The sequence below is a fragment of the Corallococcus sp. CA053C genome (assembly GCF_003611675.1).
Lineage (GTDB): Bacteria > Myxococcota > Myxococcia > Myxococcales > Myxococcaceae > Corallococcus.
The window spans coordinates 19,726-34,980 of the sequence record NZ_RAWA01000011.1 but is presented as its reverse complement, the minus strand read 5'-3'; the positions used below and the strand labels follow the sequence as shown (position 1 = coordinate 34,980).

14 protein-coding genes are annotated in these 15,255 nt (G+C 72.2%); 3 read left to right on the top strand and 11 right to left on the bottom strand.

What is annotated here, in order from left to right; translation table 11 throughout:
• Positions 1-147 precede the first annotated feature (147 nt).
• The 11 genes from D7V97_RS02990 to D7V97_RS02945 form a co-directional block, all read right to left on the bottom strand.
• Positions 148-1,092, bottom strand: coding sequence for a 5'-nucleotidase (locus tag D7V97_RS02990; RefSeq protein ID WP_120609059.1), 945 nt, complete (start codon positions 1,090-1,092; stop codon positions 148-150).
• Positions 1,093-1,164: 72 nt separating this feature from the next.
• Positions 1,165-1,290, bottom strand: coding sequence for a hypothetical protein (locus tag D7V97_RS46435; protein ID WP_255424395.1), 126 nt, complete (start codon positions 1,288-1,290; stop codon positions 1,165-1,167).
• Entirely contained in the window at positions 1,287-2,150 is an 864-nt protein-coding gene (locus D7V97_RS02985) for a tetratricopeptide repeat protein (RefSeq protein WP_120609053.1), read from the bottom strand. Before D7V97_RS02985 ends, D7V97_RS46435 begins: the two co-directional genes overlap by 4 nt.
• A gap of 88 nt (positions 2,151-2,238) precedes the next feature.
• Positions 2,239-3,501, bottom strand: a complete 1,263-nt coding sequence (locus D7V97_RS02980) for a CheR family methyltransferase (protein ID WP_368668869.1) — start codon at positions 3,499-3,501, stop codon at positions 2,239-2,241.
• A 9-nt stretch (positions 3,502-3,510) separates the two neighbouring features.
• Positions 3,511-4,566 (bottom strand): chemotaxis-specific protein-glutamate methyltransferase CheB, encoded by a 1,056-nt coding sequence (cheB, locus tag D7V97_RS02975; RefSeq protein WP_120609052.1) that lies wholly within the window; start codon positions 4,564-4,566, stop codon positions 3,511-3,513.
• A 65-nt stretch (positions 4,567-4,631) separates the two neighbouring features.
• On the bottom strand, positions 4,632-7,187 hold the full coding sequence (locus tag D7V97_RS02970) for a response regulator (protein ID WP_120609051.1): 2,556 nt from the start codon (positions 7,185-7,187) through the stop codon (positions 4,632-4,634).
• Positions 7,184-9,004 carry a methyl-accepting chemotaxis protein gene (locus tag D7V97_RS02965; RefSeq protein ID WP_120609050.1) on the bottom strand — a complete coding sequence of 607 codons (1,821 nt, stop codon included), beginning with the start codon at positions 9,002-9,004 and terminating at the stop codon, positions 7,184-7,186. Before D7V97_RS02965 ends, D7V97_RS02970 begins: the two co-directional genes overlap by 4 nt.
• Positions 9,005-9,011: 7 nt before the next feature.
• Positions 9,012-10,841, bottom strand: a complete 1,830-nt coding sequence (locus tag D7V97_RS02960) for a methyl-accepting chemotaxis protein (RefSeq protein WP_120609049.1) — start codon at positions 10,839-10,841, stop codon at positions 9,012-9,014.
• A complete protein-coding gene (locus D7V97_RS02955) occupies positions 10,838-11,212 on the bottom strand; it encodes a protein CrdC (protein ID WP_120609048.1) in 375 nt (124 codons plus the stop codon). The genes D7V97_RS02960 and D7V97_RS02955 overlap by 4 nt, the downstream gene beginning before the upstream one ends.
• A 4-nt stretch (positions 11,213-11,216) precedes the next feature.
• Positions 11,217-11,651, bottom strand: a complete 435-nt coding sequence (locus D7V97_RS02950; protein WP_120609047.1) for a chemotaxis protein CheW — start codon at positions 11,649-11,651, stop codon at positions 11,217-11,219.
• A gap of 23 nt (positions 11,652-11,674) precedes the next feature.
• Positions 11,675-12,424 carry an OmpA family protein gene (locus tag D7V97_RS02945; RefSeq protein WP_120609057.1) on the bottom strand — a complete coding sequence of 250 codons (750 nt, stop codon included), beginning with the start codon at positions 12,422-12,424 and terminating at the stop codon, positions 11,675-11,677.
• 180 nt (positions 12,425-12,604) lie between these two features.
• Between D7V97_RS02945 and D7V97_RS02940 the strand changes: the two genes are divergently transcribed.
• The 3 genes from D7V97_RS02940 to D7V97_RS45700 all read left to right on the top strand — a co-directional run bounded on the left by D7V97_RS02940 (position 12,605) and on the right by D7V97_RS45700 (position 15,218).
• Complete coding sequence (locus D7V97_RS02940; RefSeq protein ID WP_120609056.1) at positions 12,605-14,077, top strand: sigma-54 dependent transcriptional regulator; 1,473 nt, start codon at positions 12,605-12,607, stop codon at positions 14,075-14,077.
• Between the two features lie 192 nt (positions 14,078-14,269).
• Positions 14,270-14,848 (top strand): hypothetical protein, encoded by a 579-nt coding sequence (locus tag D7V97_RS45705; RefSeq protein WP_233582484.1) that lies wholly within the window; start codon positions 14,270-14,272, stop codon positions 14,846-14,848.
• Positions 14,835-15,218, top strand: coding sequence for a GIY-YIG nuclease family protein (locus D7V97_RS45700; protein ID WP_233582483.1), 384 nt, complete (start codon positions 14,835-14,837; stop codon positions 15,216-15,218). The genes D7V97_RS45705 and D7V97_RS45700 overlap by 14 nt, the downstream gene beginning before the upstream one ends.
• Positions 15,219-15,255: the final 37 nt, after the last annotated feature.

The window sequence follows — 15,255 nt, the reverse complement described above, 5'->3', positions numbered from 1 at the left end:
CGCCTGCCACGCTCCCTCGCCCCCGATCACGAACGGCGCGGCTCGCCCGCTCCCCCAGGGTCGGGACGCGGCCGAGACAAGGACGTGAAACAACGTGTTTCACGTCCTTGTCTCAGAACTTGAGGAGTTGGGGCCCCGCGAGCGAGGTCAGTGACCCGCGGAGCCGGGCGGCTCGACGCGTTCCACCTGCTGCTGGACGGCGGCATCGGAGGCCACGTCGGCGCCCAGCTGCACGTACGTCAGCAGGTAGGTGCGGCCCGACGTGGGGCCACTGGCCGCCGCCGTGCGTCCCAGGGCGTCGCGCCGGGCCTCGAAGGAGGCCAGCGTCTCCTGGAGCGAGCGGCGCGTGTCCTCGTTCTTCTCCGCCTTGAGGCGCTCATTCACCCGCGCGATGTTCGCCTCCACGAGGCGCTGGCTCTCACGCGCGCGGTTCGCCTCGGACAGGTCGGCGAAGGGGCCGGTGCCCTCCACGGACACCTCCAGCTTCGCGACCTGCCGGCCCCGCTCCCCGGGCGGCACCAGCGTGGACACGCCCTGGCGCTGCGCCATGCCCACGCCCCGGCCGTCGTGCGACTGGACGACGAAGTCCACGCCGTCAGCGCCCTGCGCCAGCCGCACGGCCTCCACGTAGGGCACCGCCGCCAGCACCACCACCAGGTCCACCTGCTCCTTCTCCCGCAGGCGCTTCACCTCGGCCGCCACCGCCGGCTGCACGGGCTGACCCTGGACGCCCGGGGGCAGCAGGGCGGAGCCGTCCGTTCCTCCCGCCGGGACCTTGGGGTCCGGCGACGCGGGCGACACGCCGACGATGCCCACCTTCAGGCCTCCCACGGTCGTCACCACCGACGCGGGGAAGAGGCGCTGGCCCTTGGCGTCCACGAGGTTCGCGGACAGCAGCTTGAGCTTCGCGCCCTTCGTCTTCTTCTTCAGGAAGTCCACGCCCAGCACGAGGTCGCGCTGGCCCACGGCCATGGCCGTGTAGCCCTGAGCGCCCATCTGCTCCAGCAGCAGCCCCGCGCGCAGCTTCGCCGTGGGGTCCTGGCCGTCCGCCAGGCCCTTGAAGAGCGCATTGCCCGCGTCCAGTGCAAGCACCGGCACGCCCCGGGCGCGCTCCTGATTCAGGACCGTCTTTCGTCTGGCCAGACCGCCAGACGGGTTGTGGCGTCAACCACAGGGGGCGATTTCGCCCCCGTTGTCTCCGGTGAAGAGCAGCACGAGCTTCTTCGGCGCGGCGCCCGCCACCAGCGGCAGGAGCAGCAGCGCGAGCGCGACCAGTCGGCGAGGGCTCACTTCTTCCCCTTCTTCGGCGCGGGCGCGGGCTTCTTGTCCAGCTCCGCGAGCTTCGTCTTGGCCGTCTTCGCGGCGTCCGACTTGGGATAGCTCTTCACCAGCTCCTCCAGCGCGAGCTTCGACTCCTCCTTCATCTTCAGCTTCTGGAAGCATTCGGAGGAGCGCAGGTACGCGTCCGGCGCGGAGGCCGTCTTCGGGAAGTCCTGCACCACCTTGCCGTACTCGAAGAGGGCCTCGCGGCACTTGGCTTCCGTGAAGTACGTCTCGCCCAGGCCGAAGTGCGCCTCGCCCACGAGCGCGTCCTTGGCCCACTTCTTCACGAACTCGTTGTAGAGCTGCCGGGCCACCAGCACGTCGCCCGCCTTGGACTTCTCCTGCGCGAGCGCGAGGAACTCCTTCTTCTCCGTGGGGCGCTGGAGCTCATCGGCCTTCTTCTTGGCCTCGGCTTCCTTCACCGCCTCCGTGCCCTGGAGCGCCAGGAGCCGCTGGTTGGTCTCCTCGGTGCTCTTGCCGAGCGCCGCCTCCAGTTCGCCAATCTTGTAGAGGTACGTCTCCACCTGGCCGCGCAGCTGCGACAGGTCCTCCACCGTCTTCTGGAACTGCACGCCGATGTCCGCGTCCTTGCGGCGCGCGGCGGTGTCCAGGCTCTGCAGGGCCTGGGTCACCTGGGCGACCTTCTCGTCGATCTTCGGCAGGGTGGCGACGAGCTGCGAGCGCGCCTCCTTCAGCTCCGCTTCGAGCCGGGCGTTGTCCGCCCCCAGCTTGTCCACCTTGGCTTCGAGGGCACGGCCCCGGTCGGCGGGGTAGAAACATCCGGGAACGGCGGCGGTCAACAAGGCGACGAGCACGAGCCTGCGCATGGGGCCGGCATCCTAGGTCCAAAGCCCTCCGCGCGCCGCTTCTGTTTGTCTCCCGGCACCGTCCAGGCGGGCGACCCGCCCCCTGCCTTCAACCGGGGCTTCCGCCCTCCAGGCGCTCCACGGCCCTGGCGCACGCCACCCGCAACCGGGGCAGGTTCAGGAAGAAGGGCACCGGCCGCGCCCGGCCGGAGTCCACCGCATCCCTGGCACGGCGGTACTCGACCACCGCCGCGTCGGGACGGCCGGATTGCTCCAGCAGCATCCCCAGGAGGTAGCGCGCGGCGACGTGGTCCGGGTCCAGTTCCAGGCACCGGCGCAGGTTCCACTCCGACTGCTCGTCGGAGACGCCGGTGGAGGCACCGTCGAGCACGCACGAGAAGAGCCAGTCCGCCTCCGCCATCGCGTCCGCGGCCGGCTCAAGGAGCGGCGGCTGCGAGGCGACGGCGGTTGGCTCGGGACCCGGCTCCGCCGCGCGGGCAGGGGCCACGTCCGGGAGGGCGGCGGGAGGCAGGGAGGGTTCGCGCCGCGCCGGAGGTGCTGGCACGACCGGCCCCTCCACGCGCACGTAGAAGAAGGCGTGCTCGCAGGGCAGCAGCCGCAGCTCCGGAGGAAGCTGGAGCAGGGGCTCCGCGGCCGACAGCACCAGCACCCCGCCGGGCGCGAGCCGCTCCGTCAGGCTCCGCACCGTGCGCTGGAAGGCGTCCGGGGTGAAGTAGATGAGGACGTTGCGGCAGAAGATGACGTCGAACCCGCCCTCCACTTCTGGGTACGGCGTCTCCATCAGGTTGTGGCACCGGAACTCGGCCTGCGTGCGCAGCGCCTCCACCAGCACCTGACGCCCGGCGCGGGGTTCGAAGTAGCGCGGGCGCAGCGCCTCCGGGACCCGTCGCAGCGCCTCCGCCGGGAAGTTCAGCTCGCGCGCCCGGGTCAGCACGAGGTCGGAGAGGTCCGTGCCCAGCACGCGGCTGGTGGGATCCGCGCCCTCCTGCGCCAGGAGCATGAGCAGCGTGGCCACCTCCTCGCCCGCCGCGCACCCCGCGCTCCACATCCGCAGCGGCTGCTTCGAGCGCTGCACCCGGGGCGACAGCACGTGCTCGCGGAAGGCAGAAAGCTGCACGTCGTCCCGGAACAGCTCCGACGTGTGCACCGCCACCGCGCCCACCAGCCGCGCCAGGTCCGCCGCGCCCGCCCCCGAGCGCAGGTGCGCCACCACCTGCTCGGCGGGGCCCGGGAGGTCCAGGGCCTCCAGGCGCGCGTCCAGCCGCCGCCGCTGGGCCACGCTCAGCGCCATGCCCGTGTGCGCCGACACGAACGCGTGCACGGGAGCCCAGCGCTCGGGAGAGGACGTCACGGCGACGGCTCAGCGACCCGCTGGCAGCGACTCTCCGCGCGCCAGCCGCGCCAGCGTGGCCGCGACGTCGTCGCCGTGGATGAGGTGGTCCACCGCCTTGCGCTCCACCGCCGCGCCCGGCATGCCGAACACCACGCAGGACTCCTCGTTCTGCGCGAGCGCCAGTCCTCCGGCCTGCTTGATGGCGAGCAGCCCGTCCGCGCCGTCCGCGCCCATGCCCGTGAGCACGACGCCCACCGCGCGCCGGCCGTACGTCTTGGCCACGCTCTCCAGCAGCATGGTGCCGCTGGGCATGTGCCCGTCGCGCTCCACGCCGGGCTTGAGCACCACGCGCCCGCGCAGCGGCACGAGCGTGTGTTGATCCGGCGGCGCCACCAGCACCAGCCCGGGCGTCAGCGTGTCGCCGTCCTGCGCGAGCCGCACCTTGAGCTTGCTCGCGTTGGCGAGCCAGCTGGCCAGCGACTCCGAGAAGGCCGCGTTGATGTGCTGCACGATGACGATGGGCGCCGGGAAGTCCGCCGGCAGCTCCGACAGCATCCGGTAGAGCACCTGCGGGCCGCCGGTGCTGGCGGCCACCGCCACGATGCCCATGGAGACCGCGGGCAGCACCGCCGTGGGGTGCGGCGTCCCCGCCTGCGTGCGCTTGGGGCCCCTGACGTGGCGGATGACGCGCACCGAGGAGATGAGCTTCACCTCCTTGGTGAGGTTCCACGCGTCCGCGCCCGCGTCGATGGAGGGCTTGATCTGCAGCGCCAGCGCGCCCAATTCCAGCGCGCGGTACGTCAGCGCGGGGGCCTGCGAGCGGGGGTCTCCCGTCAGCACCAGGATGGGCGTGGGGCACTCGGCCATGATGTGCTCCACGGCCGTGAGCCCGTCCATGACGGGCATGTCCACGTCCATGGTGATGACGTGCGGGCGCAGCTCCTTCGTGAGGGCAACGGCCTCCTGGCCGTTCGCCGCGGTGCCGACGACCTCGACGTCCGGATCGTCGCTCAACGCCGCGCTGATGAGCTGTCGGCAGATGAGCGAGTCATCGACCACCAGCACCGACACTTTCTTGCCCATGGACGTTCCATACCCCGTACGCGCGACGGGGAGTATAGCAATGCGCGTCGATTGCCAGCCCGGCTTCAGGCCAGGAGCCGCCCCACCACGTCCACCAGGTCCTGCCGGACGAGGTCGCCCTTGGTGATGTAGCCGTCCGCCCCGGCCGCCAACCCGCGCGCCCGGTCCGCCTCCCCGCCCCGGGTGGTGAGGATGACGACAGGCAGGCGAGCTCGGGTGGGATTGGTCTTCAGGCGCCGGGTGAGCTCCACGCCGTCCATCTCCGGCATCTCCAGGTCGGTGACGACCAGCTCCACCGGGGGGCCGTCCTGTCCGAGCAGCTCCAGTGCCCCGGGGCCGTCCGCCGCCCGGAGCGTGTCGTACCCCACCGCCTCCAGCAGGTTCGCCACCAGCTCGCGGGTGAGGGGCGAGTCGTCCACCACGAGGATGCGGCGGCGGCGCGCCTGGGGGACCCGGACCGGCGGGCGGGCAAGCTTCAGCGGGGCGGTGCCGTGCACGCCGGCCGCCAGGATCGCCGCCGACAGGACCATCACGAGCCGCCCGTCCGCGAGCGAGGTGGCGCCGGTGAGGTGGGTGAAGCGGGCGAGGATGCCCTTCAGCGGCAGGATCGCCTGGACGCGCTCCTCCAGCACCCGGTCCACGGCCAGTGCGGCCTCCATGCCCTGGCCCTTCACCACGAGCACCAGCTCGCCCTCCCGCGCGGGGCGCTCGGTGCCGAGCCCCAGCAGCGACGCCAGCGAGGCGAAGGGCAGCACGCGGCCGTCGCTCCGGACGGTGGGCCGGCCGGCGACCTCGCCCACCTCGGAGGCCTCCACCTTGAGGGCGCGGGAGACGTGGACGGCACTGAGGGCGAGCGTCTCATCGCCCACCTGGACGAAGAGCAGGGGCGCCATGGTGAGGGACACCGGGACGCGCAGGGTGAAGATGGTGCCCCAGCCGGGCGCGGACTCCACGCCCACGTCGCCACCCAGCGCCTGGAGGGACGCACGTACGGCATCCAGGCCCACGCCCCGACCTGACAGGTCGGTGACCACCTCGCGCGAGGAGAAGCCGGGCAGGAAGATCAGCTCGCGCGCGGCGGTGTCGGAGAGGGCGTTCGCGGCGGCCTCGTCGAGCACGCCCCGGCGCACGGCCACGCGGCGCAGGAGCGCGGGATCCATGCCCGCGCCGTCGTCCTCCACGCGCAGCATGATGCGGCTGCCCTCGCGCGAGGCGCGCAGGGTGAGGCAGCCCCGGGGGTGCTTGCCGGAGGCCACGCGGTCCACGCGCGTCTCCAGGCCGTGGTCCAGCGCGTTGCGCACCAGGTGCATGAGCGGCTCGCGCAGGGCCTCCACCACGGCGCGGTCGGCGCGGGTGTCCTCGCCGTCCACGACGAGCTCCACCTCCTTGCCCAGCTCGCGCGCGAGGTCTCGCACCATGCGCGGGTAGGGTTCGAAGAGGACGGACAGGGGCAGCATGCGCAGGGTCTGCACCTCCTCGGAGACCTGGCCCAGGTCGCGCAGCTCCGCGTTGGCGAGCAGCTTGGCCTCACGGTGCAGCGTGGCGGCCAGCTCCTTCGCGCGGCCCAGCCGCTCCGCGAGCGCCACGCCCGCGGGCCCCAGGTCCTCCGCCACGCGGGCCAGCTCGCTCAACTCGCGCACGAGCGCCAGCCGCCGCGCGGTCGCCAGCTCACGGCGGCGCGCCACCTGGCCCAGGTTGGTCACCGCGCTGGTGAGCATGTCCAGGCTGGCCACGCCGATGCGCACCGCCGTGTCGATGCGGACCTCGCCACTGCGCGCCGGGCCGCCGGTCTTCGGAGCGGGCCCCGAGGCAGGGCGGGAGCGCGGGGTGTCGATCAGGCGCGTGCCCGGCAGCGATGCCGCGGTCGGGTTCACGAGGTGCGCGCTCGACGAGACCGTGGGCGGCACACCGTGCGAGCCCGTCGCGCCGCCCGTGACGGCATGGCCCCCCGGCGGCTCCGAGCGGATGGCCGTCATCAGCAGGTGGGACGCAGCCGCCGCCGGGGACATCCCTCCTCCCAACGGTGACTCCGGCCGGGGCGCCATCGTCCCCCAGTGCGAGGGAACCACCGGCGTGCCGGACGGCTCCGCGCGGGGCGTCACCTGGGGATGTGACGCGGACGGATTTCCCTCCCCCCGCTGTGCCGCGGCCTGGGCGCGCGAGGCCAGCACCGCGGTCCCGGGCCAGTCGGCCTCATCCACCGGCTCGCGGGGGGCCTGCACCGCGACGGGCGGACGGGCGGCCTCCGCCGTGAGCCTCAACTGCAGCGTCGCCACCAGCGTGTCCACCGCCAGCGCCGGCTCTCCCGCCTGGAGCGCTCCGGACAGCGCGAGCACCGCGTCCGCCGTGGTGAGCAGCGCGTCGGTGGACTCCGAGGTGAGCCGGTAGCGGTAGGGCTCCACGCACCGGACCAGCTCCTCCATCTGGTGCACGAGCGTGTTGATGTCGTCGAAGCCCATCATCCGGGCCTCGCCCTTCAGCCCGTGCAACTCGCGCAGCACCCGCTGCCCGGCCTCCACGTTCCCTCCGGCCTCCAGCTCCATGAGGGAGCGGTTGATGCGCTCCAGGCGCACCGTGACCAGGTCGCGGAACTGCTTGAGGAGCCGCTCGCTGGGGTTCACCCGTCCTCCCCCTGGCGCAGCGTCGCCTGATGGATCTGGAAGCGCTCCACCACCCCGCGCAGGTCCTGCGCCAGCCCCAGCAGGTCCCCGTTCGCGGAGCTCACCTGCTTCGTCGCGTTGAGGCTCTGCTGCGTCACCCGCAGGATGTCCGCCATCGTCTCCGCGAGCTGATCCGTGCCCGACTGCTGCTGCTGCGTGGACCAGGAGATGCTCCGCACCGCGTCCGACGTCTGCCCCGCCAGGTTGACGATCTGCCGGAGCGACTCCGACACCTGCTCCGCCAGCGCGGTGCCCGTCTCCACCGCGCGCACCCCGCCGCCCGTCACCGCCACCGCCGCGGCGCTCGCCTCGCGCACCTCCTCGATGAGCCCCTCAATCTCCTTGGTGGACTCCAGCACGTTCTCCGCGAGCCTGCGCATCTCCGCGGCCACCAGCGAGAAGCCCCGCCCCACCTCGCCCGCCTTGGTGCCCTCCAGCTCCGCGTTGAGCGCCAGCAGGTCCGACTTGTCCGCCACGCCGTTGATGAACTCGACGATCTTGCCAATCTGCTGCACGCGCTTGTTCAGCCGCGCCACCGCGGAGCTGATGGCGTGGTTGTCCTGGCGCATGCGCGACATGGCGTCCAGGAACGACTCCGCGCTCCCCTGCCCGCCCTCCGCCGCCGCGAGCGTGCGCATGGCGATCTCCGCCACCGACCCCGCGTTCTCCGCGATCTGCTTCGCCGAGCGCGCCAGCTCCTCCGTGGTGGCGCTCGTCTCGTCCAGGCTGCTGGCCTGTTCGGCGGCCCCCTCCTCGTAGCGTCCGGACGTGCTGAGGATCTCCTCCGTGGTGGCGGAGATCTGCACCCCCGCGCGCTGCAGTTGCGCGAGCACGTCCGCCAGGTGCGTGCGCATCGTGGTGAAGGCCGCGGACACCGCCCACACCTCGTCCTCGGCGGGCACCAGCTGGGGGCTCGCCAGGTCTCCGGCGGCGATGCGGCGCGCCTCCCCGGACAGCTCCCGCATGGGCCGGCCCAGCAGCGTGCCGCCCAGGTACGCCGTGGCGAGCGCCAGCCCGAACACCACCGCGCACAGCACCGCGCTGGACGTGAACGCCTCCAGGTGCAGCGCGTCCACCATCACGCCCTGCACGTCCGGGCTGCCCGCCTCCAACAGCCGCGTGAAGACGCGCTCCGACAGCGCCGTGACGACCTGCGCGCACATCACCGCGGGCGTCACCACGCAGATGGCGGTGAAGGCCACCAGCCGCGTCCGGATGCGCGAGCGCCGGGGCAGCGCGGCGATGACCTGCGCGTGCGTCAGCCCCTGCTCCGCCACCCACAGCACGCCCCGCCGCGCCCGGAGCGTGACGAGCCCGTAGACGAGCAGCGACGTGAGCGGACCGAACAGCGCCCCCAGCCCCGCGACCCGCAGGGTGAGCTCGCCCGGCAGCGCCATCACCGTCCAGAGCACCACGCCCACCACGCCCGTCGTCAGCGCCCACAGGACCAGCGAGAGGAAGAACGCCTCGCCCGGGGCACGCGACACCTCGCCCACGGCCACCGCCAGGTTCGCGGGCGTGGGCGCCACGTCCCCGCGCTCCAGCGCGCGCAACATGGGAAGCCGGCGCAGCGTCATCCCCACGCCCAAGAGCATGTGCAGCAGGCTCACGCCCACCACCAGGACGACGAGCGCGCCCAGGTTCACCACCAGCGGGCCGCCCAGGACCAGCGAGGCGAAGTGCAGGCCCAGCGTGGAGCCCACCAGGTTCGCCAGCGGGACGGGGAACATCAGGTGCCGGCTGAACGAGGCCCGCCGGGGGCCGATGCGCGGGGCCATGGTCGCCTCACCCCTCCCCGGTGCCGCTGCCGCTGGGAGACTCGACGGAGGGCTCGACGTGGAAGCGCTCCACCACGTGCTGGAGGTCGTGCGCCAGCGAGGACAGGTCCGCGTTCGCCGCCACCATCTGCTTCGTCGCCGCGGCGTTCTGCTCGGTGACGCGCAGGATGTCCCCCATGGCCGCCGCGAGCTGATCCGTGCCCGTCTGCTGCTGCAACGTGGCCAGCGAGATGCTCCGCACCGCGTGCGACGTCTGCCGCGCCAGCTCCAGGATGAGCCCCAGGCTGTCGTCCACCTGCGCCGCGAGCAGCGTGCCCACCTCCGTCGTCTTCAGGCCCGCCTCCGTGGCCATCACCGCCGCGTTCGTCGCGTCGCGGATCTCCCCGATGAGGCCCTCAATCTCCTTCGTGGAGCGGATGACGTTCTCCGCGAGCCGGCGCATCTCCGCGGCCACCAGCGAGAAGCCCCGCCCCACTTCACCCGCCTTCGTGCCCTCCAGCTCCGCGTTGAGCGCCAGCAGGTCCGACTTGTCGGCGATCTCGTTGATGAACTCGACCACCTTGCCAATCTGCTGCACGCGCTTGTTGAGGCGCACCACCGCCTCCGCGATGTCCTCGTTGTCCGACTTCATGCGCTTCATGGCGCCCAGGAAGGCGGTGGCGCCGCGCTGGCCGGACTGCGCCGCGCCGAAGGTCCGCTCCGCGATGGCGGACACGGACTCCGCGTTGTCGGCGATCAGCTGCGCCGAGCGCGCCAGCTCCTCCGTGGTGGCGCTGGTCGCGTTGAGCGAGCCCGCCTGCTCGTCCGCGCCCGCCTCCTGCTCCGTGCTGGTGGCCACCAGCTGCGACGTGGTGGTGGAGATCTGCAGGCCCGCCTTGCGCAGCTGCGTGAGCGCCTGCACCAGCTGCACCTGCATCTGGGTGAAGGCCGCGGAGGTGGCCCACACCTCGTCCTCGGCGTGGATGACGCGCGGAGGCCGCACCTCGCCGCGCGCGATGCGCGTCGCGTCCTCGGTGATGGCGCGCAGGGGTTCGGAGAGCGCCGTGCCCGCGAGCGCCGCGGTGCCCAGGATGAGCAGCGTGACGAGCCCCGACAGCAGCCCCAGGGGCGGCCCCTCTCCCCGTCGCGCCCGCGCGATGACCTCCCCGCGCGCCTGCGGCGTGGTGGCCTGCGCCCACGAGTCCACCACCGCCACCGTGCGCGTGAAGGCCACGTCGAGGATGAAGAGCGACGGGCTCAGGACCGCGATGGCGGTGAACGCCACCAGGCGCCGGCGGATGTGCATGCGCCGGGGCGGCAGGGCGGCCAGCACCTCCAGCGGCGACAGCCCCGCGGCCACCAGCCACCCCTGGGTGGCCCGGCCCCGGCGCACCAGCATCAGGTAGACGAGCATCGAGCTGAGCGGCCCCAGGGACAGCCCCATCAGCACCACGCGCAGCCCTTCCGACCACGGCACGTGCGCGAGCACCGGGAAGGACAGCGCCACCACCACCGTGCCGCCCAGCCAGCCCTGCATGGCGAACCAGAAGCCGCGGCCGGGCATGGCCGCCACCTCCTGGAGCGCGACGCGCAGGTGTTCGGGCGTGGCGGGCACCTTGCCCTCGCCCAGCGCGATCAGCGTGCGCAGGGCCCGGGCGTCGCGCAGCGTGCCCAGCCCCAGGAAGAGCGCCAGCGCCACCAGCCCGAGCACCGACAGCGGCCCCCGCCCCTCGGGTGGCAACGTGTGGGACAGGTGGATGTGCAAGAGGGCCAGCGCCACGCCCACGCTGCTGCCCAGGACGCGCGGGCGCATCGTCCACCGGGCGAGCGAGCGCCACTCCGCGGGCGGCGTCGTCATGCGCCCTCCCCGTCCCCACCCAGGCCGCGCAGGTAGCGCTCGAAGCCCGTCAGGTGCACCAGCGGCCAGAGCACCCCGCGCGTGAGCACGAAGCCCCGGAGACTCCCCCCGGAGGCGCGCGCCACCAGCGGCGAGGGCGGCAGCACCGACAGCACCTCCGCGTCGATCTCCAGCCCGTCGACACCGACGGCCTCCCCGGTGGCCGTGACGAGCACGCGCTGGACGCTGGCGGACTCGCGGAAGGCCCCCCGGGCTGACACACAGGCGGCGTCCGGCGCGGCGATGGAGGCCACGTCGCTCGCCGCGAAGGCGAGCCGGTGGCGGCCCACATGGCACAGGAGCGTCCCCTCGACCCGGGCGGCGGGCAGCATGGGACTAGGCGCCCTGGCTGAGGTGGTCGAAGAGGCCTTCGGGGTCGATGACGGCCACGTCGCGCGTGCCGCTCTTGCCGGGGCCGCGCAGGTGGACGTGGACGCCCGTGGGGCCCAGGGGCTCCAGCGGACCCTGCACCGGCGACACCCCGGCGACGCTGCTGGCCGTGAGGGCCAGGGTGCCTCGGGGCAGCCGCACGAGCACGGCGCGGCGGGAGCCGGCGGTCACCCCTCCCACCAGCAGGCTCATGTCCACGACGGGGATGACTTCCCCCCGGTGCGCGAACACGCCCAGCAGGTGGGGCGGGGAACCCGGTACCCGCGTCAGCTCGGGGAAGGTGACGACCTCCGCCGCGGCTTCCGCGGGCACCGCGTACCAGCTGCTTCCACACGCGAAGACGAGGTAGGACTGACGCGTTTCCGACTCAAGGGCGGCCATTCGCGCCAGAGCCTACCCCAGAACTAGCGCTGGAACTCCACGCGACGGTTCTCCGCCCACCCTTCCTCGGTGGCCGCGTTGGAGACCGGGCGGTTCTCGCCGTAGCCCACCGTCGTCAGACGGTTGGACGGCACGCCCAGGTCGGTCAGGTAGCGCTTGACCGCGGCGGCGCGGCGGTTGGACAGCTGGAGGTTGTACTCCTCAGTGCCGCGATCATCCGCGTGGCCGCCCAGGGTGATCTTCCCCTGGCTCGCCTTGATGCAGGCCGCCAGGTCGCCCAGGCGCGACTGCGCGCTGGAGTCCAGGGTGGACTCGTTGAAGCCGAAGCGCACCGGAGCGAAGTCGCAGCGCGAGCTGGCATCCGCCGCCACGCAGCGGCCGCCCTGGCAGTCCTGGCCCTCACCGCAGTCCGTCGCGGCGGTGCAGGTGTCCTTGGGGGCCTGGCAGCGGCCGGCCTGGCACTTGCCACCGTTGCACGCGGAGTCATCCTTGCACTGGGCCTCGGCGCACTTGCCGGCCTCGCAGATGCGACCGGCGCCGCACGCGGTGTCCGTGGTGCACTCAGGGGGCTTGGGGGCGCACTTGTTCGCCTGGCAGGTGAAGCCCTCGCGGCAGTTCGCGTCCTCGGCGCACTCCTGGCACTGGCCCTGGACGCAGACCTCGCCCTTCTCCTTGCAGGTGTCGTCGTTGTTGCACTTGGGGTAGGTGGGCGGGCACCCGGTCAGCACGGCCACGGCGAGGGCCATCCCCGCCCAAAGCGAAATCCGACGCATCATTCCTCCGAACAGCAATCACGGGAAAAGGGGACCCGCGAACACACGCGGGCCTAAGTCCGTCGCGTCTAGCCGTACCCGCCCGGGCGAGTCAAAAGATTTGTCCGTTACCCACCCTTCGGACCTGAACGAGTCCCTTGAAGCCCCGATTATTTCCGTGAGAGTGTGACCGGTTTGCCCATGCCCGCCGCCGTCCTCATCGTCGATGACGAAAAAAACATCCTCCTCACCCTGAGCCAGTCATTGCAGCTGGCGGGCTACCGCACGGAGCTGGCCAGCAGCGGGCAGGTGGCGCTGGACGTGGTGAGCGCACGACCCGTGGACGCGGTGTTGATGGACGTGAAGATGCCGGACATGGACGGCCTCACGGTCCTGGCGCGGCTCACGGAGCTCAAGCCGGAATTGCCCGTCATCATGATGTCGGGGCACGGCACCATCGACACGGCGGTGAAGGCGACGCAGCTGGGCGCGCGCGACTTCCTGGAGAAGCCGCTTGCGCGCGACCGGCTGCTGGTGGCGCTGCGCAACGTGCTCACGCACCAGGCGGCGATGGAGGAGTTGCAGGAGCTGCGCGCGCAGCTGGGCCGCTTCGACATGGTGGGCGGAGGGCCTGCCATGCAGCGCATCTTCTCCCTCATCCAGCGGGCGGCGCCCAGCGAGGGCCGGGTCCTCATCACCGGCGAGAACGGCACCGGCAAGGAGCTGATCGCGCGGGCGCTGCACCAGCACTCGCGGCGCAAGGGCGGGCCGTTCGTGAAGCTCAACTGCGCGGCGGTGCCGCACGACCTCATCGAGAGCGAGCTGTTCGGCCACGAGAAGGGCGCGTTCACCGGCGCGGTGAGCGTGCGGCGCGGCAAGTTCGAGCTGGCGCACGAGGGCACGCTCTTCCTGGATGAGATTGGCGACATGCCGGCCGCGATGCAGTCGAAGCTGCTGCGCGTGCTCCAGGAGGGCGAGCTGGAGCGCGTGGGCGGCACGGAGACGCTCAAGGTGGACGTGCGCGTGTTCGCGGCGACGAACAAGAACCTGGAGAAGGAGATCGCCGCCGGGCGCTTCCGCGAGGACCTCTACTACCGCATCAACGTGGTGCAGATTCATTCACCCCCGCTGCGCGAGCGGCGCGAGGACCTGCCGGACCTCATCGGCACCTTTCTGCGCGAGGCGTGCGCGAAGAACGGCCGCCGGCCGCTGATGCTGTCTCCGGACGCACTCGCGGTGATGAGCGCCTACGACTACCCGGGCAACGTGCGCGAGTTGCGCAACCTGGTGGAGCGGCTGGCCATCCTCTGCGAGGGCCCCGTCGTCTCGCGCACCGACGCGCTGGAGCTGCTGCCCCGGGGCCGGCCCCTGCCCCCGATGCCCGCGGCCACCGTCGGCGGAGACGCGCCGCTGGCCCCGCTGACGGGCACGGTCGCATCCCAGGGTGCGGAACCTGTCGCACCCGTTGCGTCCGGACCGCCCGGGTGGCGGCCTCGCGTGGATCAGACATTCCGCGAGCAGGTGGAGGACGCGGAGCGGGAGATCATCCAGCACGTGCTCGGCCACACACACGACAACGTGACGGAGGCCGCGCGGATCCTCGACCTGGAGCGCGGCCACTTCTACAAGAAGATGAAGGCCCTGGGCCTGCGCCGGGGACAGTCCGAGTCCTGAGGGGCTCGCCTGGCCGCATGCTTCCGGGTGCGTTGACGCGCGCTCGGGGCGTCTGGTCTATTGCGCGCAGGTGCCGAGGGGCGCCTGCACCCGAAAAGACGACGTCACCCTCGCTTCACCCGCAGCCGACATGCTCCCGATGAAGTCCTTCCGGTCCACCAGCGGGTGAGGGCCGCCACCGAAGGAATCGTCATGGGAACCGGCAGCACCTCCACCGTCACGCTTCACGATTGCAAGGTCCGGGCGTCGCTCCTGCTCAAGGACCTGGACTCCCCCGACACCGCCCGCGCCACGCGCGCCGCCGAACGGATGCGCGCCCTGCCCTTCTTCGCGGGCCTGCCCCTGGGCGAAGTGCTCGCGCGCCGGGACACCGTGCAACACAAGCACGGGCTCGCCGTCATCGCCCGGGAGGCCGGCCACGCCACCTGGACCGAGCTGAAGCAGGCCTTGAGCAACACCGAGCCCGCGCCCGCGCTGGACACGGGCGGGTTCTTCCAGAAGCAGCAGGGCGTCTTCCTCAACCGCTGGTTCGCCACCTACGAAGAAGCCGCCGCGTCGCTCGCCACACAAGGCGGCTTCCTCTTCCCCTTCCGCCAGCAGTGCTTCGTCTGCGAGGCCGACTTCCTCCAGGCGCTGGGCATCGACACGAAGGATCCGGACTGGGAACGGATGGGCCGCGACTGGGTGCGCCCCCGCGACAGCGCCGCGCGGACCCGACTGGAAGTGAAGCTCGTCGCGCTGGGATACGGAGGCCGCCATGTCGCCGGGTGATGACTCGCGCGCGGCCCGCTCGGAGCGCAAGCGCGCGTACAAGGAAGCCGCAGTGCCCATGGGCATCTACGTCATCCGCAACCGCGTCAACGGCAAGGTGTTCCTGGGCCACAGCATCAACCTGCCCGCGATGTTCAACCGCATCCGCTTCGAGTTCGCCCAGCGCATGCACCGCGTCCCCGAGCTCCAGGCGGACTGGGACCGGTATGGCGAGGCGGCCTTCTCCCTGGAGGTGTTGGATCAACTCCCGCCCCTGGAGGAGCCCGGGCCGACGCCGCCCGTGGAGGAGCTGAAGGTGCTGGAGGAGATGTGGCTGGAGCGCCTGAAGCCCTACGGCGACGCCGGCTACAACACGCCTCCAAAGCCCTGAGCACGGGACGGGTGCCGCGACGCATCCAGACATGCCA